Annotated in this window: 22 protein-coding genes; 8 read left to right on the plus strand and 14 right to left on the minus strand. The window is 64.0% G+C overall.

Annotation, left to right across the window (positions count from 1 at the left end; genetic code table 11):
- Positions 1–151: 151 nt before the first annotated feature.
- Positions 152–940, plus strand: coding sequence for an LLM class flavin-dependent oxidoreductase (locus tag FOY51_RS01490; RefSeq protein WP_149428422.1), 789 nt, complete (start codon positions 152–154; stop codon positions 938–940).
- A gap of 58 nt (positions 941–998) precedes the next feature.
- Here the strand turns inward: FOY51_RS01490 and FOY51_RS01495 are convergent, their stop codons facing one another.
- The 8 genes from FOY51_RS01495 to FOY51_RS01530 all read right to left on the minus strand — a co-directional run bounded on the left by FOY51_RS01495 (position 999) and on the right by FOY51_RS01530 (position 10,886).
- Positions 999–2,033 (minus strand): alpha/beta hydrolase, encoded by a 1,035-nt coding sequence (locus FOY51_RS01495; protein WP_235916027.1) that lies wholly within the window; start codon positions 2,031–2,033, stop codon positions 999–1,001.
- Between the two features lie 237 nt (positions 2,034–2,270).
- Positions 2,271–3,311 carry an alpha/beta hydrolase gene (locus tag FOY51_RS01500; protein ID WP_253072994.1) on the minus strand — a complete coding sequence of 347 codons (1,041 nt, stop codon included), beginning with the start codon at positions 3,309–3,311 and terminating at the stop codon, positions 2,271–2,273.
- Between the two features lie 163 nt (positions 3,312–3,474).
- Positions 3,475–5,463, minus strand: a complete 1,989-nt coding sequence (locus tag FOY51_RS01505) for an arabinofuranosyltransferase AftB family protein (protein ID WP_371830392.1) — start codon at positions 5,461–5,463, stop codon at positions 3,475–3,477.
- Positions 5,441–6,367, minus strand: a complete 927-nt coding sequence (locus tag FOY51_RS01510; RefSeq protein ID WP_149428423.1) for a decaprenyl-phosphate phosphoribosyltransferase — start codon at positions 6,365–6,367, stop codon at positions 5,441–5,443. Before FOY51_RS01510 ends, FOY51_RS01505 begins: the two co-directional genes overlap by 23 nt.
- Complete coding sequence (locus FOY51_RS01515; RefSeq protein WP_149428424.1) at positions 6,364–6,888, minus strand: phosphatase PAP2 family protein; 525 nt, start codon at positions 6,886–6,888, stop codon at positions 6,364–6,366. Before FOY51_RS01515 ends, FOY51_RS01510 begins: the two co-directional genes overlap by 4 nt.
- Positions 6,872–8,821 (minus strand): glycosyltransferase, encoded by a 1,950-nt coding sequence (locus FOY51_RS01520; RefSeq protein ID WP_149428425.1) that lies wholly within the window; start codon positions 8,819–8,821, stop codon positions 6,872–6,874. The genes FOY51_RS01515 and FOY51_RS01520 overlap by 17 nt, the downstream gene beginning before the upstream one ends.
- Positions 8,818–10,038 carry a UDP-galactopyranose mutase gene (glf, locus tag FOY51_RS01525; RefSeq protein WP_149428426.1) on the minus strand — a complete coding sequence of 407 codons (1,221 nt, stop codon included), beginning with the start codon at positions 10,036–10,038 and terminating at the stop codon, positions 8,818–8,820. Before glf ends, FOY51_RS01520 begins: the two co-directional genes overlap by 4 nt.
- A gap of 92 nt (positions 10,039–10,130) precedes the next feature.
- The gene (locus FOY51_RS01530; protein WP_149428427.1) at positions 10,131–10,886 is read right to left on the minus strand and encodes a MerR family transcriptional regulator; all 756 of its coding nucleotides are present in this window, start codon (positions 10,884–10,886) and stop codon (positions 10,131–10,133) included.
- Positions 10,887–10,988: 102 nt separating this feature from the next.
- Between FOY51_RS01530 and FOY51_RS01535 the strand changes: the two genes are divergently transcribed.
- Positions 10,989–11,762, plus strand: a complete 774-nt coding sequence (locus tag FOY51_RS01535) for a hypothetical protein (RefSeq protein WP_149428428.1) — start codon at positions 10,989–10,991, stop codon at positions 11,760–11,762.
- An 83-nt stretch (positions 11,763–11,845) separates the two neighbouring features.
- Positions 11,846–12,304: a nitroreductase family deazaflavin-dependent oxidoreductase gene (locus FOY51_RS01540; RefSeq protein ID WP_149428429.1), complete on the plus strand. Its 459-nt coding sequence runs from the start codon at positions 11,846–11,848 to the stop codon at positions 12,302–12,304.
- Here the strand turns inward: FOY51_RS01540 and FOY51_RS01545 are convergent.
- Positions 12,277–12,852 carry a TetR/AcrR family transcriptional regulator gene (locus FOY51_RS01545; RefSeq protein ID WP_149428430.1) on the minus strand — a complete coding sequence of 192 codons (576 nt, stop codon included), beginning with the start codon at positions 12,850–12,852 and terminating at the stop codon, positions 12,277–12,279. The genes FOY51_RS01540 and FOY51_RS01545 overlap by 28 nt on opposite strands.
- Entirely contained in the window at positions 12,849–14,066 is a 1,218-nt protein-coding gene (locus FOY51_RS01550) for a cytochrome P450 (RefSeq protein WP_149428431.1), read from the minus strand. The genes FOY51_RS01545 and FOY51_RS01550 overlap by 4 nt, the downstream gene beginning before the upstream one ends.
- Before the next feature lie 149 nt (positions 14,067–14,215).
- Between FOY51_RS01550 and FOY51_RS01555 the strand changes: the two genes are divergently transcribed.
- Positions 14,216–16,306 carry an AMP-binding protein gene (locus tag FOY51_RS01555; protein WP_149428432.1) on the plus strand — a complete coding sequence of 697 codons (2,091 nt, stop codon included), beginning with the start codon at positions 14,216–14,218 and terminating at the stop codon, positions 16,304–16,306.
- Here the strand turns inward: FOY51_RS01555 and FOY51_RS01560 are convergent.
- Complete coding sequence (locus tag FOY51_RS01560) at positions 16,303–17,046, minus strand: VOC family protein (protein WP_149428433.1); 744 nt, start codon at positions 17,044–17,046, stop codon at positions 16,303–16,305. The genes FOY51_RS01555 and FOY51_RS01560 overlap by 4 nt on opposite strands.
- A gap of 103 nt (positions 17,047–17,149) precedes the next feature.
- On the opposite strand from FOY51_RS01560, the gene FOY51_RS01565 reads away from it, so the two are divergent.
- Both FOY51_RS01565 and FOY51_RS01570 read left to right on the plus strand, forming a co-directional pair.
- Positions 17,150–17,710: a DUF2867 domain-containing protein gene (locus FOY51_RS01565; protein WP_187776129.1), complete on the plus strand. Its 561-nt coding sequence runs from the start codon at positions 17,150–17,152 to the stop codon at positions 17,708–17,710.
- Between the two features lie 61 nt (positions 17,711–17,771).
- On the plus strand, positions 17,772–19,175 hold the full coding sequence (locus tag FOY51_RS01570; protein ID WP_149428435.1) for an HNH endonuclease signature motif containing protein: 1,404 nt from the start codon (positions 17,772–17,774) through the stop codon (positions 19,173–19,175).
- Between the two features lies 1 nt (position 19,176).
- Here FOY51_RS01570 and FOY51_RS01575 read toward each other — a convergent pair whose 3' ends face one another.
- On the minus strand, positions 19,177–20,382 hold the full coding sequence (locus FOY51_RS01575) for an FAD-dependent oxidoreductase (protein ID WP_149428436.1): 1,206 nt from the start codon (positions 20,380–20,382) through the stop codon (positions 19,177–19,179).
- A 60-nt stretch (positions 20,383–20,442) separates the two neighbouring features.
- Between FOY51_RS01575 and FOY51_RS01580 the strand changes: the two genes are divergently transcribed.
- Positions 20,443–20,916: a MarR family winged helix-turn-helix transcriptional regulator gene (locus tag FOY51_RS01580; protein ID WP_149428437.1), complete on the plus strand. Its 474-nt coding sequence runs from the start codon at positions 20,443–20,445 to the stop codon at positions 20,914–20,916.
- Here the strand turns inward: FOY51_RS01580 and FOY51_RS01585 are convergent.
- Entirely contained in the window at positions 20,913–22,448 is a 1,536-nt protein-coding gene (locus FOY51_RS01585; protein WP_149428438.1) for an amino acid permease, read from the minus strand. The genes FOY51_RS01580 and FOY51_RS01585 overlap by 4 nt on opposite strands.
- Before the next feature lie 217 nt (positions 22,449–22,665).
- Between FOY51_RS01585 and FOY51_RS01590 the strand changes: the two genes are divergently transcribed.
- Complete coding sequence (locus FOY51_RS01590; RefSeq protein ID WP_235916030.1) at positions 22,666–23,946, plus strand: lipase family protein; 1,281 nt, start codon at positions 22,666–22,668, stop codon at positions 23,944–23,946.
- 13 nt (positions 23,947–23,959) lie between these two features.
- Here the strand turns inward: FOY51_RS01590 and FOY51_RS01595 are convergent, their stop codons facing one another.
- A complete protein-coding gene (locus FOY51_RS01595; RefSeq protein ID WP_149428440.1) occupies positions 23,960–25,573 on the minus strand; it encodes a SpoIID/LytB domain-containing protein in 1,614 nt (537 codons plus the stop codon).
- Positions 25,574–25,671 lie beyond the last annotated feature (98 nt).

Raw genomic sequence — 25,671 nt, forward strand, 5'->3', positions numbered from 1 at the left:
CCTTGGCACATCTTGGGGCCAATTTGCCGGAACGGGCTCTCGAGTTATCGAACTGGTACCGAAAACGCCCGGTTCACGTGGAATCGCCGCCACGCCGTGATCCGCGAGCTCCCTTGACGACGACACGGTGTCAGGGTTTATGTCTGTTTCCATGACGCGCTTGAAATCCGCACTGTGGTTCCCGCTGTTCGACCAGCTCGCCGAACCCGCTGGCGTCGCGAGGCTCGCCGCCGAGGCGGAGGAATTCGGCTGGGACGGTGTGTTCGTCTGGGATCACACGCGGTGGCGCGCGCCCGTCTCGGCCGTGGCAGATCCGTGGATCACGCTGGCAGCTGCTGCCATCGCGACCGAGAGGGTGCGGATCGGCCCCATGGTGACCCCGTTGGCTCGTCGCCGACCGGTGCAGGTCGCCCGCGAAACCGCGACGCTCGACCGATTGAGCAACGGCAGGCTGACCCTCGGCGTTGGGTTGGGCAGCGATCGATTCGGCGGCGAGTACTCGCTGTTCGGGGAAGAGACCGACGATCGCAGGCGGGCGGCCATGCTGGACGAGTCGCTCACCATCCTGAGCGCGGCGTGGTCGGGCGTGGAAGTCCACCACCACGGTGAGCACTACACCGTCGATGGCGTGCGTTTCCTGCCACGGCCGACGCACGACCGAATTCCGGTGTGGGTGGCCGGATTTCCCGGCAAGCTCGCGCCGATACGGCGAGCGGCCCGCCACGACGGCTACTTCCCGGTCAACCTGAGTCATCCGGATCAGCTCGCCGAATCGGTGGCTTTACTCGGTACCGGCCTGGAGGTGGTCGTGGCCCAGCCGGCCAGCACGGACCTGGCACCGTACGTCGAGGCAGGTGCCACCTGGTGGCTGACCGATTTCGAGCCCGACGACATTTCGGTCGACGCAGTACGAGGGATGCTGCGAGACGGCCCCCGGTAACAGAAATTGCCGCACCACCTGATCGGTGATGCGGCAATTTCGGCGTTCGATTCGGAGGTTATCCGATGTGTGCGCTCAGGTCCGGAGTCATCTTGAAGACCTCGTCCTGCCAGTAACCCCAGCTATGGGTACCGACGTTCGGGAAGTCGTAGGTGACGTTGTTCGCACCGAGCGACGACATCCGCAACTGGAACGCACGAGTGTTCGCCAACGCAATGGCTTCGAGACCCATCGCATTACCGGTGTTGAACAGATCTACCGGCGACGCCGGACGATCGAACGGACCAGGCAAGCCGCTGCCCGCGGAAATCCACAGCCGCGTGTTGTGCGCCTTGAGCGACGGAGCGTAGACGAACGGATCGTTACGCAACCACGCCGGGCTCCAGGGCGGTCCCCACATCGCGTCGATGTTGAACCCGTTCTGACTCAACATCGCCAACCGCATGGCTTCCTTCATGCCCGGCGCCGACACGTTCAGGTAACCCGAGAACGACCCCGCATACGAGAACTGATCCGGGTGGTAGTTCGCCAACGTCAACGCAGCACTGCCACCCATCGACAGACCGAAAACGCCGTTGCGCGTCGGGCTGAAACCCAACCGCGAACTCAGCGCGTTACGCAGATCCTGCGTCAGGAACGTTTCCCAGGTGTAGCGGTTGCGTTGGCCGACATCGGCGGAACCGGTGCCCGACCCGCTCGACGACCCGCTGGCACCGAAGAACGAGCTCGGCGCGGCCCAGTCGCTGTAGAAGCTGTTCTGCCCGCCGACGGGCATCACGACGTTGATGTTCGCCGCCGTCAGCGTGCGCGCGATATCGGTTTCGATTTCCCAGCCGTTGAGGTCGTCGCGGGCGCGCAGACCGTCCAGCGCATACACGACACGGTTGGTGTTGCCGTCGTTCGCGCGGAAGATGCGGCTCTTGATCGGCCCCATGCTCGCCGAGTCGACCCAGAAGTCCTGACCGGAGGGATTGAACGCGGCAGAAGCCGTCGAGGCGTCACCCATCACGGCAACGCCCACTGGCATCAGAACCGCCATCGTCACGGCAGCGGCCGCCCGACGGAGGTATCCCCGCTTTTTCGAAACCTGCATCGAGTAAAGCCTTCCATTCGCGCGACCGGATCGGTCGCAATCGTTCACGCGTACTGCAGCAGCCCACGATTGCTCGAGCTAATGAATACCAGACGTACTGACGCACTCGTCCGGTGGACATCCTGGAGGCATATCGGCGGAGCCGCCTGCGCCGTTACCGAAATGATATCCGACATTCTCCCGAGAGCAGAATTGCCGCATCACCGTCGTCGATGAAGTGGCAATTCCGCCGGAACACTAGCCAATATGTGCACTCATGTCAGGGGTCATCTTGAAGACCTCGTCCTGCCAGTAACCCCAGCTGTGGGTGCCGACGTTCGGGAAGTCGTAGGTCACGTTGTTCGCACCGAGTGTGGCCATCCGAATCTGGAACGAGCGGGTGTTGGCGAGGGCGATCGCCTCCAGACCCATGGCGTTGCCCGTATTGAACAAGTCGACAGGCGACGCTGGGCGGTCGAACGGACCCGGCAGACCGCTTCCGGCCGAAACCCACAATCTGGTGCCCTGATCACGCAAGCGCGGCGCGAAGACGAAGGGATCGTTGCGCAACCAGGCACGGTCGAACGGCGGGCCCCACATCGAGTCGACGTTGAAGTTGCCTGCATCGAGCATCGCGAGTCGAATTGCTTCCTTCATGCCGGGCGCAGAGACGTTCAGGTATCCCGAGAAAGAACCGGCGTAGGAGAACTGGTTCGGGTGGTACGCGGCAAGCGTCAGAGCGGCACTACCGCCCATCGACAGGCCGAAGATTCCGTTGCGTGAATTGCGGAAGCCCATTCGGCCCGCAAGCGCGTTGGGAAGGTCGCTGGTGAGGAAGGTTTCCCAGGTGTAGCGGTTCTTCTGGCCGACTTTGCCGGACGAACCGGTTGCGGAGCCGGACGACGAGCCTGAGCCCAATCCGAAGAAGCTGCTAGGGGCGTACCAGTCGGTGTAGAAGCTGGACTGGCCACCGACCGGCATCACGACGTTGATGTTCGCCGCGGTCAACGAGCGCGCGATATCGGTTTCGATCTCCCAACCGTTCAGGTCGTCGCGGGCACGCAGTCCGTCCAGCGCATACGCAACGCGATCGGTATTGCCGTCGGCTGCGCGGAAGATCCTGGATTTGATCGGACCCATGGTGGCGGAGTCGACCCAGAAGTCCTGTCCCGAGGGATTGAACGCGGCAGATGCCGTTGCGGTGTCGCCCAAGACGGCAACGCCCATCGGCACGAGGAGCGCCATCGTCACGGCAGCAGCCATGCGACGTAGCACGCCTTGCCTCTTCGAAACCTGCATCGACAAGAGCCTTCCATTCGCGCGACCGGCCGGTCGCATCGTGCACTCGTGGGTCGATCGTCCCCCGACGACCAGCATCACTGGTGCGACCCTGTAGTTATCGAACCGTGACAAAGTATCCCGAACTCAACGGAATAGCCAGTTTTCTTGGCTGGACATCCGATCAATTTGGACGCTGTAAGGGAGGCGGCGTCAGCTTGCATCGCTCGATCTCGTATTTCGGCACCCGATCGAAGCGGTACTTCGCAAGGGTCAGCGCCGACTTGAAGTTCTGCTTCCACCGCTCGAACGTGAGATCCGATCGGTACGACGTCAGCAGGTCCTGTGTCTCCGGACAGCCGATCGCAGTCTTCGCCTCGGTGATCCAGTCCTCGTCGAGGTACCACGGCAGCCACGGGTGCTTGTCGACGAGATTGAGATCGGCGACCACCCAGTCGGGGTAGAGCGCCTTGTCATGCCCGATCCGCCCGTCGAGCAACCGATCACTGTGCGCGGCAAGTGGATACGCCAGGCCCTCCTGATCGATGACTCGGACGTTGAGCGGCACGTTCATGCTGGTCATACCGAGGTTCAGGAAGTAGACGGTGTGGCTGATCTTGTCGTCGGGGATCGGCAGCGGCGGCGGCACGACGTCCCAGTACGTGAACGACGGCGCAGCGATCAGCAGGCCACCGTCGGGCGTATCGGCGATGGTTTTCACCATCGCGCGCATCCGCGGATAGTCGAGATAGTCCTCGGCGAGGATCGGGTGATCGTGGCCGGTGTTGAGGACGTAGAACGCTCGCTCGTCGGCGATGCCGGACTTACCGATCGTGGTTCCGGTTGCCATCCCAACGGTGTTCGCCGCGATGACCGCCCAGGCCATCGTTGCGACCCACGCCACGGCGAGCGCCGCAAAGGTCATGGTTTGCTTACGAACGCCGCGCTCAGGCAGTCGGAGCGGCAGCACCGCAACCGGGAGCAGGAAACAGAACAGCGCGGGCAGCAGCGTGCGGCCGTGCATGAAATCGCCACCGACGCGCAGTGTGTACAGCCCGAGCAGCAGGCCGCTGCAGAGCACGAGTGCCACGATCGCGGCCGGCGAGCGCAGCTTGGCCTGCCAGCGCCGTACGTCGAACCCGCGCCCCCGCGCACCCGTTTTTCCGCCCTCTTTGGCGGGGTGAACGGAACGTTCGTTCGATCTGACAGAACGAACGGAACGTTCGTTCGATCCGACGGAGCTACCGCGGGCGGTGCGGAAGGCGAGGACGGCGGCGATCAGCAGGATCAGCAGCGGCAGCCAGAGGAAGTACGGCCCTACGAGATTCCAGAGGTAGATGAACCCCTGGCCCCACTTCGAACCCGCGGCATCCTTTGCAACGGCCGTGTTCGGGTAGGGCAGCGCGTAGTAGCCCATTCGCCAGACCTGGTAGCCGACCGGTACCAGGCCCGCGACGATCACGATCCACACGCGCATCACCCAACTGGCGTGCGGCGCGAAGAAGATCAGCAACAGCGTCAAGGTCGCGACGAGCAGCATCTCGGGGCGCACCAGCGGTCCGAGGCCCGCGATGAACGCCAGGACCAACACCGAGCGCTCACCGGACGCACGCTGACTCCACCGGATGAGCAACACCCATAGCAGCGCGAGCCAGAAGATGACCAAGCAGGTTTCGAGTCCGGAGGTCGCGTAGTCGCGGGCAGGCGGAACGGCGATGTAGACGAGGCCACCGGCAGGCAGCAGCAACGACGCACCGGTCGTCTTGCCACCGGACCACAACCGACCCGATCCGACCATGGCCAGCACGATCGCGGCAATCGAGAGCGTCAGCGCAATCCCGAGCACCACATATTCCAGCCGGGCCTGGGTGACCCAGCTGACGCCGTAGACCAGGAAGGTCCAGACGGTGCTGGTGTTGGTCTCGACTCGCTCGCCGACATTGAAGACCGGGCCGTTGCCCGCCAGCAGATTGCGCACGGTGCGCAGCACGATCAGGCCGTCGTCGGCGATCCACCGGCGTTGCCACGCACCGATGAAGAACAGCACCGCCGTCAGCACGATCCCGGCGGGAAAGATGGCGCGTGGCAGCCAGGAACCACGACGAGCAACGCCTGTTATCTCACCTGCGGGCGTATCGGTCCGCACATCATCATGCGACGTAGACAGCGACACCCACAACTCCGATCCAAGCGATCGCGAGCAGTTGCAGCACCCGATCCCCCAGCGCGATTTCTTCGGGCTCGCCCGCCTCGCCACCGTCGACATCGACGGCGTAGCGCAGGATCGCGATGGTGAACGGAATCATCGACACCGCGTACCAGTTGGTGTGCTTGAGGGAGTCCTGCTGGAACGCCCACAGCCCGTACCAGATGACGACGGCCGTTGCCGACAGCGTCCACACGAACCGCAGGTAGGTCGGGGTGTACGCCTCCAACGACTTACGAATCTTCGCGCCCGTGTTGATCGAGATCTGAATCTCCGCGTAGCGCTTGCCCGCGGCCATGAACAGCGATCCGAACGCCATGATCAGCAGGAACCACTGAGACAACGGAATGTCGGCGGCCGCACCACCGGCGATCGCCCGCAGCAGGAAGCCGGACGACACGATGCAGATGTCGAGCACATGCTCGTGCTTGAGGCCGAAGCAGTAGGCCAACTGAACGCCGATGTAGATGGCCATCACCACGGCGAGCTGCCAGTTCGCGATGAACGACAGCCCGATCGCCGCGAGCAGCAACACCACGGCCATCGCGTACGCCAGCTTCACGGGCAGGACGCCTGCCGCGATCGGACGGAAACGCTTGGTGGGGTGGGCGCGGTCGGCTTCGACGTCCATCGCGTCGTTGACCAGGTAGATGCCCGACGCCGCCATACAGAACACGACGAACGCGAGCGCGACGGGCCACAGGACGTCGATGTGGTTCACCGAACCGGCGGCCAGCGGCGCGGCCAGGACCAGCACGTTCTTGACCCACTGCCGTGGGCGGACAGCCTTGACGATGCCGCCTGCCAGGGTCTTCGGCGGCCCCTTGGTCACGCCTTCTTCGAGGTCGTGGCCGGTCGGCTCTTCGCTCATCGGGGTCTGTCTCCAAACTTCTTCTCGGCGGCAAGCACGGCCGCGGCCGACGCTGCACCCAGCGCGGAGCCTGCGAGCACATCGGTCGGATAGTGCACGCCGAGCACCACCCGCGAAAGCAACATCGGCGGAACCAGCAGTGCTGGCAAGGGTAGCCCGGTGAGCCGACCCATCAGCACAGCAGCCGCGGTGGTCGACGTGGCGTGCGACGACGGGAAGCTGAGCTTGCTGGGTGTCGACACGTTGATCGCGACGCTCGGATCGTTGGGCCGCGGGCGACGAACTACTCGCTTGATCACGATGGACGCGGCGTGTGCCCCTACCGCACCGACGGCGACACCCGCCCATTCCCGACGACGATCCTTGTCGACCGCGGCACCGATGCCCGCCAGCGCGATCCAGCCGAGCGCGTGCTCACCGAAGTGCGACATGCCGCGTGCCGCCGAGATCACCGTCGGGTGCGAGCCGATGCCGGATTGCACGGCATTGAGAATCGCCACTTCGTTACTGGTCGAAGACACGAGCCCACCTCTCCCTGCTGGTCAGCTCCGGGTGTGCGGCGCGGTACGAGTCGCGCAGCTCGGGGAACCGGCTCGCCAGTTCCTTGCGCAACCGCATCGCTTCCTTGAGCAGAGCCGCGGCCTTGCGCGGGTCGCGTTTGCGGTAGACGACCCCGCGGCCATCGGCTGTGGTGACGGTGACGCCGTCCACCTGCGACAGCAGGTACCACCGCGCGTCGAGCGTCGGAACGTTGAGCTGCGGCCGGTCGTGATGCGACACGTCGGCCTTGCGGACGTTGTGCACCAGCCCCTTACCGAGGCGCGCAACCTTCGCGAGCGGGTTGGACGGCTCCCCCACCGCACCGACGCCGGCCCCGGAGGCCAGCGGCAGTTCCGTCGACGACGGGACGACGACGGCGTCGGGGTATTCCTTCCGCATGGCGTGCACGTTGCTCAGCGCCGTGGGCAGCAGATCGAACAGCCCCTCCGGCCCGCGCATGAAGTCGCGAATCGCCTGGTTCTGGATGGCGACCGTCGAATACTCCAGGCACAGTAGATGTTTCAGCGTCGCCTTGACCGAGTTCGCGATCATCGCGCGCGGGTCGCCGTCCATGTACAACGACGCGATCACCAGCCGGTTACGCAGATGGAAGTACGCCTGCCAATCGATGGCGTCGTCCTTGTCGCTCCACGCCATGTGCCAGATCGCCACGCCGGGCATGGTGACCGTCGGATAGCCGGCTTTCCTTGCGCGCAAACCGTATTCGGAATCGTCCCACTTGATGAACAGTGGCAGCGGCTGGCCGAGTTCTTCGGCGACGGTGCGCGGAATCATGCACATCCACCAGCCGTTGAAATCGACGTCGATGCGCCGGTGCAGCTGCTTGGAATTGTCGCGATCGCTCAAGGGGTACTTGGCGAAATCGTGGTCGTACTCGGTGTTCGGTGCACCCGTCCACATGAATATGCCGCGGTTGATCACCTCGCCCATCGTGTGCAGATGGGAGCGCTCCTGCAGGTTCAGCATCTGGCCGCCGACCAGCGTCGGAACCTTCGCGAATCGAGACAGGGCGAGGGCGCGCAGAATCGAGTCCGGTTCGATCTCGATGTCGTCGTCCATGTAGAGGATGAACTCGCACGACGTGGTCTTCAACGCCTCGTACATGATTCGGCTGTAGCCGCCGGAACCACCGAGGTTCGGCTGATCGTGGACCACCAGGCGATCGCCCAATACTGCTGCCGCTTCGGCGAATCCAGGTTCGTCGCGCGCCTTACGGGTGCCCTGATCGGGCACGATCACAGCGCCGATCTTGTCCAGCACCAAGGGATCGGAGCCCAGCGCTGTCAGCGCTTTCACGCAGTCGGTCGGACGGTTGAACGTCGGAATGCCCACTGCTATCGAGGGACTGCCGGTGTTGTCGGGGTGCTCCGCGGGCGCCGCGCCCGGGGCTTCGACGGCGGAGAACCAGCCCGCGCTATCCAGGCCCACCTCGGTGTCGGTGGTGATGTCGAACCAGATCCAGCCACCGTCCTCGAACGGTGCCAGCTCCACCTCGAACTCGATAGCCGCGGAGTTCATGCTGTTCTGAAATTCTTTACCCTCGACGTGAATCCGCGAACCGTCGGCCTTGGAGCGATAGACGTCGACGCGGCCGTGGCCGGTGAGCTCGAGCCGCAGCACAACGGACTTCAGCACGCTGTAGCGCCGCCAGTAGCTGGCTGGGAAGGCGTTGAAGTAGGTGCAGAACGACGCCTCGGATTCGGCGCCGATGTTCAGGCTGGTGCGCGAAGTGGCATGTGCGCGGCGGTTGTTCGTCGCAGCTTCCTCCAGGTAAAGGGTGCGCACGTCGAGCGGTTCACCCGGGCGTGGCAGCAGAATGCGCTGCAGCAGCGACTTACCTTTGGGAGCGAGGTCTTCGATGGTTACCGACTCCAACTCATGTTTCGGGGTCACGCGTCGTCTTCCCCGTGCAGCGCTTCGCCGGTTTCGAAGTGCGGCCGCAGCGTGTTGTCGAACATCGACAGCGCACTGGCGATTGCCATGTGCATGTCCAGGTACTGGTAAGTGCCCAGGCGGCCACCGAAAAGCACCTTCGCCGTTGCGGTTTCCTGCTTCGCCCGCGCCCGGTAGGCCGCGAGCTTCTCGCGGTCGTCGGAGGCATTGATCGGGTAGTACGGCTCGTCGCCACTTTTGGCGAAGCGGGAGAATTCCCGCATGATGACCGTCTTGTCCTTGGGGTAGTCCCGCTCCGGGTGGAAGTGGCGGAACTCGTGGATGCGGATGAACGGGACGTCGCCGTCGTTGTAGTTCATCACCGGCGTGCCTTGAAAATCACCAGTCTGCAGCACTTCGGTCTCGAAGTCGATTGTGCGCCAACCCAGCTCACCGTCGGCGTAGTCGAAGTAGCGGTCCAACGGACCGGTGTAGACGATGGGGGCGTCCGGCGAAGCCGCACGGAGGTTGTCGCGTACGTCGAACCAGTCCGTGTTCAGCCGCACGTCGATCTTGTCGTCGGCCGTCATGTTCTCGAGCCACTTCGTGTACCCGTCGACCGGCAGGCCTTCGTAGGTGTCGTTGAAGTAGCGGTTGTCGAACGTATAGCGAACCGGCAAGCGCGTGATGTTGCCTGCCGGAAGATGCTTCGGGTCGGTCTGCCACTGCTTGGCGGTGTAGGCCTTGATGAACGCCTCGTACAGCGGGCGGCCGATCAGTGAGATCGCCTTTTCCTCGAAGTTGCTTGCATCCTTCGAGTCGAACTCCGAGGCCTGCTCAGCGATGAGCGCTCGCGCTTCCTCCGGGCTGAAGTACTTGCCGAAGAACTGCGAGATCAGCCCGAGCCCCATCGGGAACTGATACGACTGGCCGTCGTGCAGCGCGAATACGCGGTGCTGGTAATTCGTGAAAGCGGTGAACTGGGTGACGTAGTCCCATACCTTCTTGTTCGAGGTGTGGAAGAGGTGCGCACCGTACTTGTGTACCTCGATGCCCGTCTCGGGCTCGGCCTCGGAGTAGGCGTTGCCGCCGAGGTGGTGACGCCGGTCGAGGACCAGCACCCGCTTACCCAGCTGGGTTGCCGCCCTCTCCGCGATGGTCAACCCGAAGAATCCTGAGCCGACGATGATCAGGTCGTACGTGCCGGAAGCATGGTCACCTGGGGTTACAGCAGTCACGGGAACTCAGGGTATCCGACGCACGCCGCTCCGACCCCCGTGCGTGGATTCGACAGTCCGTGGACTCGTCGACCACACACGGGGTCGGGCACCTACATGCGGTCCGCATAGACCTTCATCGCGTCGCGAATGAAGGCCGCGGTCCCGGGGCCGTGCGGATCGTCGTAATTCGCGGTGAAGCGCGAATCGTCGACGTACATCTGACCCAGGCCCTCGAACGCGCAGGCCTCGGGCTTCTTGCCGCCCCAGCCGACCGTGATCCAGTCGTACTGCCGCTGGGTGATCGCCTGTACCTCGTCGCTGTCCGCGGCGAGACCGGCCTTGCGAGCGTTCGCGAAGTCCGTCGCGATGTCGATTTGACGCTGTTGAAAACCACGCTTGTCGTCATCGCTCATGGACTTCCACCAGTTGTCGCTGCGTTCGTAGGCATCCTTGCCCCAGCGCTCGATCACCTCGTCCTTGTACTGGGTGTGATCGAAGCCGTCGAAAACTTCCTCTGCCATGAGTTGTTCACCTCCCTCCGTTTTTCGCAGTGTCGTTGTCACCGACGCGATCTGCCTGTTGATCCGATCCTGTTCCTGCCGAAGCAGTTCCAGGTGAGATCGCAGCGCGGAGGCAGTGTTTCGCTCGCCGCGCAGCACTTCGGCTATGGCCGGTAGGCCGAGGCCGAGGTCACGCAGCAGCAGCACCCGCTGCAATCGCACGAGGGCGTTCTGGTCGTAGTACCGGTAGCCGTTGCTGCCGATCCGCGACGGCTCCAACAGCCCCACGTCGCCGTAGTGCCGCAGGGTGCGACTGGTGGTCTTGGCAGCTTTCGCCAGATCCTGGATGGACCATTCGCCGGTCACGACTTCGAACTCCCTTCGTTTCGTCGGTGAATCCAGTCTGCAAGTTGACGCTGCGTCAATGTCAAGCTTCGCTACTACGCTCGTCGAAGGAAGGCGGTGTCGGTGAACCTCGACGATCTGATCGGCTCGCTCACACGGTCGATCCAGCCGACGCAGGCCTACCGCAATGCGAGCGCTGCCGAGCGCCGCAACGGCGCGCTCGCGTTGCAGATGCTGCTCGCGGACGACCCCGAGGCCGCCACCCCGCTCGCCGCGGTCGGACTCACCGTGAGCGATGTGATGGACTCCACGTCCGGCAGGCGCTGCACGGTTGCGATCGGCGAGCGTGGGACGGAGCGAGCCTGGGGCATGGTGATCGTCGATCGCGGCGCGGCGCCACGGGTGCAGATCGAGGTCCCGCACCCCAAGGCGGATCAGGGCACGGAACTGATCGGCCTGCAGTCGCTACGGGCGATTCCGGGCAGCGTGCTGATCGTCGCCGGTGCGCATCGACGCGCCGCAGGTCTTGCCGACGTCGCACACGACGATCGATCGCTGTTCCATGCAATGGCCACAGCATCTGCGGATCTCTTCGAGTTGCAGTTGCACGGCTTCGCCGACGACAGCTCGGCCGGGTGCGATGTCGTGATATCCGCTGGACCGGGAACGCCGGGTGAGATCCACGAGCGCCTGGCCGATCAGCTCACTGCCGACTTGAAAGTCCGTCGCGCCTGGCGCCGGCCGGAGGGGCGGCTGGAGGGAAATCAGAACTCCCAAGCCACTGCTGCGGCCCAGCGCAACCGTGGTTTCTGCCATCTGGAGCTGAACGCGACGACGCGCGCGACACGTTCCGACGTCGTTGTTGCCGCACTCGCTGCCACCTTCGATCGCAAGTAAACGAGAGCACTGCTCTTGACATGATCGGCTCGGCGGTGTTTACTGAATCGCAACAGAGAGCACTGCTCACAGAGGAGAATCGCATGACCAACTACGACGCCGCCCGCAACATCAAGGCCGACGGCCTGGCAACCACCACGGTGCCGAACGCGATCATCAGCTGGCTGACCGACCGGGGTATCAGCATCTGGGGCAGTCGCGTGCTGTCCGTCCAGGGCCGAAAGACCGGCGAATGGCGCAGCACGCCGGTGAACGTTCTCACCCACGACGGCAAGCGATATCTGGTCGCGCCCCGCGGTCACACCCAGTGGGTGCGAAACCTCCGCGTCAGCGGGACCGGCCGGTTGCGCGTCGGCAAGCAGGTCGAGACGTTCACGGGCGTCGAGCTCGCGGACGACGTCAAGCCCGAACTGCTGCGCGCGTACCTCCGTCGGTGGAAGTTCGAGGTCGGCATGTTCTTCGACGGGATCGATGCGAATGCGACGGACGAGCAGCTGCTCGCCATCGCACCCGGCTATCCGATCTTTTCTATCGAATCCTGAATCACGGGGACGACGAACTGTTCGAGCGTGGCTCGTTCGTCGTCCTCGTCGATTCCGGGAACCGTCAAGAGCGACACGATGACTCGCACCAGCCACCGCGCCTGGCGCGAGGTGTCGGCACCCGCGCCCATGTCGGCGAGGAACGCCGAGCCGAGCGCATCGATCACCTCCGAAGAGTCCGCGACATCGGCAGCCACCCCGGCGTCGCCGCGTCGAAACCACACGGCCGAATTGGGGTCGGAACGTACTTCGCGAATCGCCATCAGCACGGCTTCGACCACTCGTTCACGAGGATCCGTGATCGTCGCCGCTTCCGCGAGTACCCGCAATCCGATCCGACGCGCCTCACGATTGACGTAGGCGAGGTGCAACGATCGACGCCCGTCGAAGTAGCGATACAGCGTCGCCCGCGAGCAGCCCGCCTCCCGCGCGACGACGGCCATCGTGGTGCCAGACACGCCGCGGTCGACGAACAACCTGCCCGCTGCATCGAGAATTCGCTCGGACGCCGCATCCGAGCGTTCCTCGCGCAACCAGTTCCCGCTCATCCCTGCACCCGGAACGGAACGCTGGTCGGCCTGCGAACGTAATTACCCGCGGCGTAGGTGATCGCATCGATGTCGACATCGAAGTCAGGGCATCGCGCCAGCAGTTCTTCCAGCGCGACCCGCGCTTGCATGCGCGCTGCCGCCGCCCCGAGGCAGTGGTGGGCGCCGTGACTGAACGTGAGGATCTGCTTGGGCCTGCGTCGCACGTCCAACCGGTCGGCGTCCGGTCCGTATTCTCGCGGATCGCGATTGGCAGAACCGTAGAGCAGCAATGTCTTTCGGCCTGCGGGAATCAGCCCGTCGTCGAACTCGACGTCTCGCGTCGTCGTGCGGGCGAGCCCCTGCACCGGCGACGTCAGGCGGAGGAGCTCCTCGACCGCATCCACGATCCGACTGGGCTCCTCGATCAGCAACGCACGTTGATCGCGTTCGGCGGTCAGCAATTGCACTGCGCCCCCGAGCATCCCGGTGGTCGTGTCGTTTCCTCCAGTCACCATCGTGAAAGCGAAACCGAGAATCGACAGCATCCCCGCAGTGTCGCCGTCTGCGCCGAGGCCTGCGGCTATCAGGTGCGAGACGGTGTCGTCGCCAGGTTCGATACGCCTGCGCTCGATCAGGCCGCCGAAGTACGTCAGCAACTCGGTGACCGCCGTTGCCGCTTCCATCGGATCGCCTTCCGCGTTTGCCGCGACTATCGCGTCGGTCCACCCGTCGAAGCGGCCTCGGTCTTCTACGGGCACGCCGAGGTAGTGGGCCACCACCATGCTGGGTAACGGCTTGAACAGTTCGGCAACCACATCACCCTCGCCCTGATCGCGGAGTTTCTCGATCCGCTCGACCACGAACGCGCGGACCGCGGGTTCGACGGCGCTGACCTGGCGTGGCGTGAATCCGGAGGACACCATCCGTCGCATCGCGGTGTGCTCGGGCGGGTCGAGCATCACCAGCGGTGGATTGTCCTGCATCCCAATCTTTTCCAGCTCCCCGTAGGTGACGGTCAGTCCGCTGCGCGAGGAGAAGGTGTCGGTGTCCCGTGCCGCTCCGTAGACGTCGGCGTGCCGGGACAGCACCCAATAGTCGTCGCCGGGGGCCTCGTCCGGGACGACATGATGGACCGGATCGTGATCGCGTAGCGCGGCGTACATCGGCCAAGGATCGCGCCACGACGCATCGGATCTAAGAATGAAAGCCGGTCGAGACACTACGTTCGTCATGTATTGATAGTGATACATTCACGCCGAAGTGTCAATCAACCGTCGATGGCCACCGGTCCGGTTCCATTCACCAAACTGTTCCGCATCGGGCACGAATGAATCACAATCAATTCACGAAGCTGGCATACGAACACCTGGTAGGACCACCCGTGGTAAATGACGTGATCGACTTCGACATGGCGCTGGAGCATCCACGCGCCGATATCTGGGGGCTGCTGCAGGCACCCGACTGGTATCCACGGTTTTTCCGCGGAATCGGTTCGTGTGACCAGACTTCCGGCGCCACTCCCGGCCAGCCGCTGCAGTTTGCAGTCCACCTGATCACTCCCAATGGCGCGGTCGCGGATCACCAGATGCGCTTGACCGTTCGCAAGCCCGGCGAGGAGATGCGCCTCGAGGGGACCGCAGTCGGAAGCTTCGTCTCGGTGCGGCTCTCCACCGACCGCGGACGCACCCGAGTGGGACTGACCATCTTCAAAGCGGGCCTCCTGCATCCGGGGCTGGCGAAGGTCAGCAACAGTGCCGTGCAGAACTGGGCTCGCGACGGGCTGACGCGAATGGCCGACTATCTGGCGGGCAAAGAGTCGTCGGTGCTCGTCAACATGGGCGAGCTGCGATCGCTGCAGCTCAGTGTCGCGAAGACGATGATCACCAGCGGCGTGGTGCGCGCCGCGCGACCGGATCGCGCAATCAGACAGCTCAATTCCCTTGCCAAATGGGGCTTTACGCTTGCCGGCGGTTATGCGGCGGCCGCCGCACGTTCTCCGCACAACATTGCGCTGATAGACAGGTACGGCGAATACACCTACCAAGAGGTGGACGAACGGACAACGCACATCGCCGCGGGGCTGGCGGTAGCCGGCTTCACCGACACCAGTCGGCTGGCAATCCTCGCGCGCAATCACTCCGCGATGGTGGAATCCATGATCGCGTCGAGCAAGTTGGGCGCTGACATCATCTTGTTGAACACAGGCCTCGCCCCCCGCCAGATCGAGGAGATCATCGATCGCAACGCGATCGACGCGATTTTCGTCGATGACGAGTTCGAAGCACAGGTTCGCTACCTGCCCGAGGAGGTCCCGCGCATCTCGACGCACCCCGATTCGGTTGCGGAGGGGAGATATTCGATCGACGACTTCGTTCCGTCCGGAGCCGATGCCGGACCGCTCGATCCGCCGGAGGAAGCCGGGCAACTCGTCGTGCTCACCTCCGGAACGACCGGCAATCCCAAGGGCGCCCGACGACCGACGCCGCGCGGGTTCGGCACCATCGCCGCCATGTTGTCGAGGATGCCGCTGCACCGCGACGAGGTGATCCTGATTCCGGCGCCGCTCTTCCACACCTGGGGTCTCGCGGCTCTGCAACTCAGCACTCCCCTGCGTGCGTCGGTGGTGTTGATGGAACGCTTCGACGCCGAAGAATGTCTGAAAACGATTGCGCTGCAACGCTGCACGACGCTCATCGCGGTGCCGGTCATGCTGCAGCGGATTCTCGAACTGCCGGAGCGAGTGATCAACCGGTATGACACGTCATCGCTGAATGTCGTCGCGACGAGCGGATCGCCCATATCCGGGGCGACCGTCACGAGGTTCATGGACACCTTCGGTGACGTTCTCTACAACTTCTACGGCTCCACCGAGGTGTCCTGGGCGACCATCGCCGACCCCGCCGATCTGCGGGCGACGCCGACCACCGCTGGCCGACCCCCACTCGGCACCCGCATCGCGGTGCTCGATCAGGACGGGGTACCGCTTCCAGTCGGGGCTGTCGGACGCATTTTCGTCGGGAACGAAATGCTCTTCGACGGCTACACCAACGCTGCGCCGCCTGCCATCGAGGACCAACTGATGAGCACCGGCGATCTCGGTTACCTGGACGCGAGCGGGCGACTGTTCGTCGCAGGCCGCGACGACGAGATGATCATCTCGGGCGGCGAGAACGTGTTCCCGCGCCCGGTCGAGGAGGCGCTGGCGAATCTGCCGCAGATCGCCGACGTCGCCGTTGTGGGCGTGCCGGACAAGGAGTTCGGGCAACGGCTTGCAGCATTCGTCGTCCGCGCCGAGGGAGCCAGCCTCGATCAGGACATGATTCGCACCTACATTCGGCACCGGCTGAGTCGTTTCTCGATTCCACGCGACGTCACGTTCGTCAGTTACCTGCCGCGCACCGCGACGGGAAAGATCTTGAAACGCAAGCTGATCGACGGACAGTTCGAGGCGGAGGCGCGGTCGACTGGTTAGGTCACGCCGTCCGGCCGGCGTGACGTTGCACAGAATTCGAGTCCCGCAGGGTCGCGTAGCACGACCCAATCCGCCATGCGCGCAACGACGCTCGCACCGAATCGGGTAAGCCGGGACGCTTCGGCATCGATGTCGTCGCAGCCGAGGTCGATGTGTGCGCGCACCGCGTCGCGCTCGTCGTCCAGTCGTTGAACAAGCAGCTGCAGCGGCGACGACGACGGCGGTAGCAGCGAATGGAACTCTGGATTGGTCGAGGCGCGTTGCTGCCAACCGGTGGCGGCCGACCAGAATTCGAGCTCCGCATCGTGGCGGCTCGGTGGGACATCGATGCAGATCTGACAGAGGCGGCTCCTGGTGCCGTCACTCCACGCCGTCGACGTCGGAACGGTGAAGGGTCCGGTTTCGTCGACGATGCAGAATGGCAGTCCGCCAGGCGATTCCAGTGTTTGCCAATGCCCACGCGGGCCTGCCAGGGTTGCGCCGAGCGCAACCAGCCGCGCAGTGTCAGCGTCCAGGTCGGCGCTGGGAAAGTCCAGATGTACCCGAGGCGGTTCGCCGATTCGCTGGATGTGCACATACGACGAGCCGGCGGTCGGCACAAGGGAGGTGAACTCGCGATGCTGTCGCCACGGTTCGCCGACGTCGTAGCCGGTGGCTGCTGCCCAGAAGTCGGTACTCGCGGCGACGAATTCTTCCGGGACGTCGATGAATGCATGCGCCCACGGAAACGCGGTGTCCATATCCTCACCATGCCACTTCGCGAATGTCGAGTCCCTCTGTCGGGGGACCTCGCTCACCCCGACGCGGGAACTCTTTGCGACGCCGTGTCGGGACGATTGGTTCATGAGCGCACAACTTGTGGACCGGTACCTGCACGCACCGCAGATCTTCGAGCGGCACGCCATCACCATCGACGCACCGGCGGATCGGGTGTGGGCTGCTGTCGACCAAGTCGGTATGGGCGACATTCCGGTCGTCAAGGTTTTGATGGGGATTCGGATCGCGCTGTCGCGGATCATTGGCGGGTCGCGTTCGGAGGGCTCGCGTTCGGAGGGGATAGCCGAGCCGCTGTTCACGTTGCTGTGCCGTAGTGACACGGAGGTGGTCTACGGCGTTGTCGCGCGCTTCTGGGCCGTCGGCCACGAGACCAGACGTACCGACATCGACACTGCGGACAAGTTCCTTGCCTTCGCCGAACCGGATTTCGCCAAGGCCACCTACAGCTTTCGCATCGAGACCGACCAGGCCGGACGCATCCGACTCTCGACGGAGACGCGGGTGCGAACTACCGACGAGGCGTCATTTCGTGCGATGCAACGCTATTGGTTGTTGATCGGGCCGTTCAGTGGACTGATCAGAATATTGCTTCTGCGCGAAATCCGCCGGCAAGCGACGACGGGCTAACCTCAACTGCCCCAACAGTTTCAGCTGATTTTGTGTCGGTGGGTGCAGTTAGAATTCGTACATGCATTCGATCACCGAAGGACCCGTCGCAGCACTCGCTGCTGACGTGTCCAAGGTGCTCGACGACGACCTGACGCGCTACCCCGACGACCAGGTGACCGAGCTTCTGCGGATGGCCGAGCGGTGCACCCGCCAACTCGCCGCGTTCTTCACCAAAGCCCTCGTCGAGACCGAAGAACGCTCCATCCCACGCCGAGCCGGGTGCACCTCGACCGCGTCGTACCTCCAAGACGTGCTCCGGCTGTCCCGCTCCGATGCCACCGCCCGGGTGACCGCGGCAAAGAAGCTGGGCACCTGGCACGACGTCGGCGGGCATGAGATTCCTGTCGATCTGCCCGCAACCTCCAAAGCACAACAGGGCGGTGACATCAGCCCCGAGCATGCCCGCAAGATCGCAGCCGTCATGCACGACGTTCCCGCCGCCTTACCTAGAGCGCATCGGGACGAAGCGGAAAAGATCCTCGCCGAGTGCGCGAGGGACGGGACACCCGAGGACGTTCGCAAAGCCGGTGACCGACTGTTGAGCTACCTCGATCCGGACGGCAAGCTCACCGACGACCGCGACCGGGCCCGACGACGTGCGTTTCGGATCGGACCCCAAGGACCGGATTTGATGTCACCGGTGTCCGGGTGCATCGACCCCACCCTCCGCGCACTCCTGGATGCGTTGTTGGCCAAGCATGCCAAACCAGGAATGAACAACCCCGACGACCCGACCCCGGCAGATCCCGCCGACGCCGCCACGAAAGATGTTCGAACCGCCGCCCAACGTAACCACGATGCGTTCAAACGGATCTGCGAAATCGCCCTCGAGTCCGGGGAATCCGGCACCCACCGCGGCCTCCCCGTCACCGCGATCATCACGATGAGCTTGGATCAGCTCGAAGAAGCAGCAGGTGTTGCCACGACAGCCACTGGTGGTCGTATCCCGGTCTCAGACGCCCTGAAAATGGCGGAGAAGACGAGACCGTGGTTGGCGATCTTCGACCACGCCGGCCGACCGTTGCACCTCGGCAGAACCAGCCGCCTCGCCAGCGGCGAACAACGCCTGATCCTCATCCCCTTCGATCGCGGGTGCACCAAACCCCGCTGCGACAAGCCACCATCGCTATGCGCGGTCCATCACCCCGAAGAATGGGCCGATGACGGCAAAACAGATATCGAGAACGAAACATTCGTCTGCGACGGCTGCCACGCCCTGGTCACGAAATCCGAAAACGGTTGGAAGACCATCAAAGCCGGTAACGACCATGAATTCCCTGGCCGAACCCTGTGGATTCCACCGAAACATATCGATCCGGAACAAAAACCGAGAATCAACCACTGCCACCACCCAGAAGAATTGCTCGACCGAGCGATCGAAGCTGCGAAAGGCCGAGAACCGCCCGATGACGATGCTGCGTAGATCACGCAACCGCTACCGGCTGCTCCCAGTCGATGTGGTGATCGAACATGAATGCCGCCGATTTGTCGCCGCCCTTGGCCATTTTCTTCAAGAAGATCGGCAAGAAAGCATCGCGCAGCACCCGACCGATCGGCCCCGCTGCCTTGCTGTTGCTGGACCTGGCACCCGCCGCAACGATGCGCTCGACGCGGTCGCGGCGCAACGATTCATAGGTCGCGAACGCCTTCTGCGTGTCGGGCACATCGCGAAGGCACTTCGCGAGAATCACGGCGTCTTCGATTGCCATCGACGCACCCTGACCCGATGCGGGTGACGTTGCGTGCGCTGCATCGCCGATCACGATCATCGAATCCCGATGCCATGTGGGGACTTTCGGAATGTCGTACGTGGCCCATGCCCGGATCTCGTCGCGCGTCGCATCGATTATCTGTAGCGCGGGTGTGTTGTCGTCTTCGAAAAGATCGTGCAGTTCGGCACGCCATTGCGCATCCGTGATCGCGTTCAGTTCGGCGGCATTCGGCTCCGTGCGCCGCGGCGGGTTGGCGAACCACCACACCTCGCCGGATGCGGTGACGGTGTAGGCGAAGAAGGCTCGCTTACCGAAGGTCATGTGGAAGACACCGGGCTCCGATGCAACTCGAATTCCCGAGGCGTATCCGCCGACGTTCAGCACGGGCACGTAGCGCGGCTCCGGAGCGTGCGGGTCGATGATCCCGCGCACCGTGGAATGGATGCCGTCGGCGCCGATCAGCACGTCACCTTCGTCGGAGGTGCCATCGTCGAAGCGTGCGCGGACGCGACCGCCCGACAGCGTCTCGGCCCCCACCAGCTTCTTGCCGTATTCGACGCGCACACCACGACCCTGGGCCTCGTCCTGCAGGGCGCCGTACAGCTCGGCGCGCTTGATCGTTTGCGTGACGGTGCCGTCGGCCAAGTTTCCACCGAGCGGGATCTCACCCAAGGTTTTCCCGCTGCCGCTGGTGAATTTCAGCGTGGGCGTTGGAAATCCCAGTCCGATGACCGGCGTGTTCGCCTCGATCGAGCGCAGCGCGTCCATCCCGTTCACGGCAAACGTCAGGAATGCGCCGATGTCGGCGGCTGCGTGCGGATATCGCTCGTAGACAACGGCTTCCACGCCCGCTTTGTTCAGTGCCATCGCGGCAACCGAGCCTGCGACACCGCCTCCGATGATCATTGCTTTCGTCATAGTCACTCCCGTTAGTTTATTTCGTTCGGCCGAACGAAATATATGGGATAGGGTTGCCGGGTGTCAACAGCCGAATCGGAATCTCCTCGCGCCGACCTGGTCCAGCAGGTGTTGACGGCCGGGCGAACATTGAGTACTGCGGCGGTGTTGTTCCACACCGCGCTGGCTGCGAAGCAGGGTCTGATCGCGTCGGACCTGAAGGCGCTCGACCTGATCGCGCGCAACGGTCCGATGACCGCAGGCCAACTGTCCGAGCAGTCCGGATTGGCGCCGGCCTCGATTACCGGGCTGGTGGGTCGGCTGGAAGCAAAGGGCGCTGCCAGACGGGTTCCACACCCGGGAGACGGCCGCAAAGTGCTGATCGAGTTCAACCCGCAGTTCGCGCAGGACAGCCTGCCGCTCTACGACAACCTGGTGCGGCTACTGAGCGACCAATGCGATGACTACGACGACGCCCAGTTGGAAGTCATCGCCGGCTATCTCACCGAGGCTGCGGCTCGGCAGCTGGATGCGACCAGAATGCTGGCTGATTAGTCGCCCAGTTCCCGTTCCAGCTCGGCTACCGGTCGCTTCGGCCCGGTGAACCACGTCCTCGCCGAAGCGAACCACCAGACGCCGATCGCACCGACGACCGCCACCAGCGTGATCGGCGCGTAATTGACGAAGTTCCAATTGAATTCGTCGTTCCAGGGCAGGCCCTTGTCGTCGGTCGGGATGATGAAGAGCACGCTGATGAATGCGATCCACAGCAGCGCGACGATCCCGATCGGCCGGTACCAGCGCCCTAGGTTCCACGGCCCGTTCTTGAAGTTCTCGCCGTGCCGCAGGCGCAGAAGAATCGGGATGCCGTACGCAATGTAGAGCCCGATCACGGCGACCGACGTGGCCGCGTAGTACGCGGTCGGGGCATTGGCTGCAGGGACAAGCATCGACAGCAGGAACGCGAAGAACACGATGAACAGCACGGCGTTCACCGGCACCCGCTTGCTGCTCAGCGACGACCAGATCTTGGACCCCGGAACGGCGCCGTCACGCGAGAACGCGTACAGCATGCGCGACGCCGACGTCACTGATGCGTAGCCGCAGAATAGTTGCGCCGCAGCGGCAATCACCAACAACGTCGTGGACCAACCCGAATTCAGCGCGGTGTCCAGGATGTAGATGACGGGATAGCCGCTGTTCTTCGTCGGGTCCAACGCGTCGTCGAGATTCGGTATCGCGAACGTCACCGCGAGGATCAGGATGTAGCCGAACACCGCCGACACCAGGATCGTGTTGATGACGCCCTTGGCGACGGCTTCGGAAGCACCCGACGTTTCTTCGGACATGTGCGCCGACGCGTCGTATCCGGTGAATGTGTATTGGGCGTGCAGCAATCCGAGCAGGAAGCTGAACCCGACCCCGCCGAATCCGACGCCGCTGTTGTCGACGGTCTGCGTGAAGACGAAGGACACGCTCTGATGGTCCTTCGCGAAAAAGGCAAGCACCACAACGAATATCAGTACACCGACCACGTGCCACCATGCGGAGACGTTGTTGATGGTGGCGGACAGCCGCGGGCCCAGAATGTTCAGGGTCGCGTGCAGCACCAGGATCACGATGTAGACGATGAAGATCGCGGTCCGGTCGGTGCCGAGACCGATACCGATGACGTCCAACACCACGGTTGTGAAAATTGCTGCGCCGTAATCGATTGCGGCGGTGACGGCCACCTGGCCGATAAGATTGAACCAGCCGGTGAACCACCCCCACACCGGACCACCCAGCTCCGAAGCCCACCAGTACAGGCCGCCGGACGTGGGGTACGCGGAGCCGAGTTCGGCCATCGCAAGGCCGACCAACAGCACCATCACCGACACCAGCGGCCACCCCCACGCCATGGTGATCGGGCCGCCGTTGGCAAGTCCGACGCCGTAGCTTGCGAGACCACCCGTCAGGATAGACACGATCGAAAAGCTGATCGCGAAATTCGAGAAGCCGGACCACGATCGCTCCAGGTCCTGCTTGTAGCCCATCTCCGCGAGACGGCGTTCATCGTCCGACACTGGTGGCGGTGCAGCGTTCATCGGCTGACTTTCTGCTGGGCAACGTCCGCGACCGGGCCTTACCGTTATGAGCCTCGTCGGCCGAATTTAACCAGCGCAAACCTTCACGTCAACAACTGATTTCGCAGGCACAGCCGCATTTCGCGTCCTGCCAATACCGCCGAAACTATCCCGCTATGCGAGTCACAGTTATCTAATGGTGGCAGATCCACACGATGTTCGATGCTGGAGGTTTCGCGTGCGGCGAATTTTGGTGGCTGTCCTTGCTCTTGTTGCGACGGTGGGCGCAGGCCCGAACGCCTTCGCTTCACCTCCAGCACCGATCACGGCGTTCTACCAACCCCCGGTTCCGCTGCCTCCCGGCGCACCGGGTGATGTGATCCGCAGCGAGCCATCGCATCTGGCACTGTCGGTGCCCGGAGGTTCCGGGACGTTCCCGGCCAACGCGACACGCATCATGTATCGCAGCACCGGGGCGACAGGTCTACCCAACGCCGTCACGGGAACCGTGCTCGATCCGTCGCTCCCATGGCGTGGGCCAGGTGTACGACCATTGGTCAGCTTCGCGATCGGAACGCATGGGCAAGGGGACCAGTGCGCTCCGTCGAAGCTTTTCAACCAGGTGATCCAGTACAACCCGCCCCTGGACCTCATGACGGAGTACGAGGTCGTCTTCATCGACCTTCTGCTCGCGCAAGGTATCGGCGTCGTCGTCACCGACTACGACGGACTCGGTACGCCTGCGGTGCACAGCTATTTGAACTCGGCCGCTCTCGCGCACGCCGTCATCGATGCCGCCAGAGCGGCTCAGCGGGTCGGTGGCACCAGCATCCCCGCGCACGGGCCGGTGGCGTTTTGGGGATATTCCGAGGGTGGCGGAGCTGCTGCGGCTGCCGGCGAATACGCCGCATCCTACGGTCCGGATCTCGACGTGCGGGGGACGTTCGCAGGCGCTGCGGCCTCGCCGGACCTCATCGCGCAGGCCGCCAAATTCGATGGCACCATCCTGTCCGGCTTCAACGGGTACCTGCTCAACGGTCTTCGCGCTGTCTATCCCCAGGCCGCACCGGTGATCGACGGCTTTCTCAATCCTGCAGGCCGCCAACTGCTTGCCGCCGCCGCCAACCAGTGCGCCATCGAAACATCACTCACCTACGGGTTCCGCAGGTCGTCGGACATGACCGTCGATCATCGGTCTTTCGCTGCCCACCTCGCCGACGATCCCGTGACCGGTTCGATCGTCAAAAGTTTGCATATAGGCGACCGCAAGCCCAACGCACCAGTGCTCCTGTCGACGGCGAGTGCCGACGACATAGTGCCCGCCGAACCGATCCGCGCGACAGCTGCGCAATGGTGCGGACAAGGCGCAACCGTCGAGTTGCTCGATCTGCCGACTCCGCCGATCCTGCCTGGCACCGCAATTGTGCACGTCATCGATTCACCGCTCTCGATATTCGGTCGCAGCCTCGCCTGGCTCAACGAGAGTTTCGACGGAGTTCCGGCCCGCAGCACCTGCTGACAGCGTCGGCAACTCAGCTGCCGGTGTTCAACCTCGACTGCAGAATGCTCGCGTCCACCACCTGCGCGCCCAGCTCGGGCGTCCAGATGATCACGCCGTTGGTGAAGGTGCGGAAGGTGCCGGTCTTCTCCGGCAGCTCCATCACCGGACCGATCGGAGCACCCAAAGTGCTGTTGAGGCCACCGATTTCGCGGTACTTGTCGTCGATCGGATCGCCCGGCGCGGGAGCAGGCAGCGCGGGGGCATCGGCAAGCACCGGAGGCGCAGGCGGGCCTGCGGGTGCCGGCGGAGCTGGCAGTGCGGGCGGCGCTGCAGGTGCAGGTGGAGCTGCAGGTGCAGGTGGAGCGCCTGCACCCTCCGCAACCTGGAACCAGTCGGATTCGAGCTTCAGCTTTTCGCGCGCCTCTTCGCCCGTCACGTCGACCGTGCCGGTGGAACCGACAACGTGGACGCCGGTCACCCGACCCTCCGGAGTGTTGCCGGTGACCGCAATCGATTGCAGCTCACCGACTCCGAACGCTTGCCCGATCTCGCCGGCCGTCATCGTCTTCGACCAGTTCTGGTCCGGCGCGATCTTGTCACCCGCGTCGACGACGGCCGGGAAGTCACCGCCTGCGGTGCCACCGCCGGTGGATGCGGAGTACTCGGTGGAGACCGGCGCGCCGTCGCGCATCACCACGGTTCCCGCCGTCGATCGAACGGCCTCGGTGGTTCGCGGATCTTCTTTCGACGATCCGCCGTACATCTGGCAGTCCTGGTTGTCGCAGGTCTCGGCGTAGGGGTAGCGGTGCTCGGTGGCGGCATACGAGCGGGCTGCGATTGCCTGCGCACGCAAGGCTTCCGCACCGCCCTGATCGGCCCAGCCTGCCGACATCTCCAGCGGGACAACGGAAAGCACGTAGTCTTCGATGTCGAGATAGTTGACAGTGCGCTGCGCGGCGCCGTCGAGCGCAACGCCGAGGCTGCCGCGATACGGCACTCCGCCGTCGCACAGTTTCAGATGTTGATCGGCCGGACGGTCGGGACCCAAGTCCACCGGGTCGATCCACGGGTTGTCGGTGTCGCCTTCCCACACCACCGGCCCACCGCAACCCGCGGTGATCACGGCATGCGCTCCCCCACCGGGATTCGGCGTCATCCGTGCTGCTTGTCCCGGATCGACGTGGCGCCCTGCGATATTGAGTCCGGCGTCGGCGGTGACGTCGAGCGGCTTGTCGTCGCGCTCGATCAGCCGCACGGCCAGCCTGGTCGGTGGCAGCGTGCCGAGAGTTGTTCCGCCGTAGTAGTAACCGAGAATGCGTTCAGCCGACCAGCCGTCCTTGGCGTAGCCGAAGGCGCCCCATTGACCCATGCCGCGGCCGTGGCCGCTTCCGTGGCCGCTGATCGTGAAAGGAGTGTCGGCTGCGACGGCAGCTCTGACGTCCTGCGTAGAGGTGCCGATTCCGTGCAATGTCAGCGCAGCGCCACCGATCAGCAACGCGGGAGCGATCGCGACGGCCGAGTAGCGAAGTGCCGCCGGACGCCACCCGCTGCGCAGGGGGCGGCCACCGATGAATCGCTTCTTTCGGGCGGGGGACGTGGCGCCGGGTGTCCTGACCAGCCACCGGCGGGATCGACTACTCCGCATCTGCCTTGCTCCTTCGGTCGTCTCAGCACGACGTGCATTGCCACGTCGCGTCGTTCGGCATGTCGTACGGGCGCATAACGTGGCGCACCCGCTAACAT

It is taken from the genome of Antrihabitans cavernicola, from assembly GCF_008297975.1.
In the GTDB taxonomy this organism is placed as follows: Bacteria; Actinomycetota; Actinomycetes; order Mycobacteriales; family Mycobacteriaceae; genus Antrihabitans; species Antrihabitans cavernicola.

What these genes read in the sequence shown, in the direction of transcription:
- FOY51_RS01490 (WP_149428422.1), top strand. Translation starts at nt 152, where the DNA reads ATGACGCGCTTGAAATCCGCACTGTGGTTCCCGCTGTTCGACCAGCTC.
- FOY51_RS01495 (WP_235916027.1), bottom strand. Translation starts at nt 2,033, where the DNA reads ATGCAGGTTTCGAAAAAGCGGGGATACCTCCGTCGGGCGGCCGCTGCC.
- FOY51_RS01500 (WP_253072994.1), bottom strand. Translation starts at nt 3,311, where the DNA reads ATGCAGGTTTCGAAGAGGCAAGGCGTGCTACGTCGCATGGCTGCTGCC.
- FOY51_RS01510 (WP_149428423.1), bottom strand. Translation starts at nt 6,367, where the DNA reads ATGAGCGAAGAGCCGACCGGCCACGACCTCGAAGAAGGCGTGACCAAG.
- FOY51_RS01540 (WP_149428429.1), top strand. Translation starts at nt 11,846, where the DNA reads ATGACCAACTACGACGCCGCCCGCAACATCAAGGCCGACGGCCTGGCA.
- FOY51_RS01545 (WP_149428430.1), bottom strand. Translation starts at nt 12,852, where the DNA reads ATGAGCGGGAACTGGTTGCGCGAGGAACGCTCGGATGCGGCGTCCGAG.
- FOY51_RS01550 (WP_149428431.1), bottom strand. Translation starts at nt 14,066, where the DNA reads ATGACGAACGTAGTGTCTCGACCGGCTTTCATTCTTAGATCCGATGCG.
- FOY51_RS01560 (WP_149428433.1), bottom strand. Translation starts at nt 17,046, where the DNA reads ATGGACACCGCGTTTCCGTGGGCGCATGCATTCATCGACGTCCCGGAA.
- FOY51_RS01565 (WP_187776129.1), top strand. Translation starts at nt 17,150, where the DNA reads ATGAGCGCACAACTTGTGGACCGGTACCTGCACGCACCGCAGATCTTC.
- FOY51_RS01570 (WP_149428435.1), top strand. Translation starts at nt 17,772, where the DNA reads ATGCATTCGATCACCGAAGGACCCGTCGCAGCACTCGCTGCTGACGTG.
- FOY51_RS01575 (WP_149428436.1), bottom strand. Translation starts at nt 20,382, where the DNA reads ATGACGAAAGCAATGATCATCGGAGGCGGTGTCGCAGGCTCGGTTGCC.
- FOY51_RS01585 (WP_149428438.1), bottom strand. Translation starts at nt 22,448, where the DNA reads ATGAACGCTGCACCGCCACCAGTGTCGGACGATGAACGCCGTCTCGCG.
- FOY51_RS01595 (WP_149428440.1), bottom strand. Translation starts at nt 25,573, where the DNA reads ATGCGGAGTAGTCGATCCCGCCGGTGGCTGGTCAGGACACCCGGCGCC.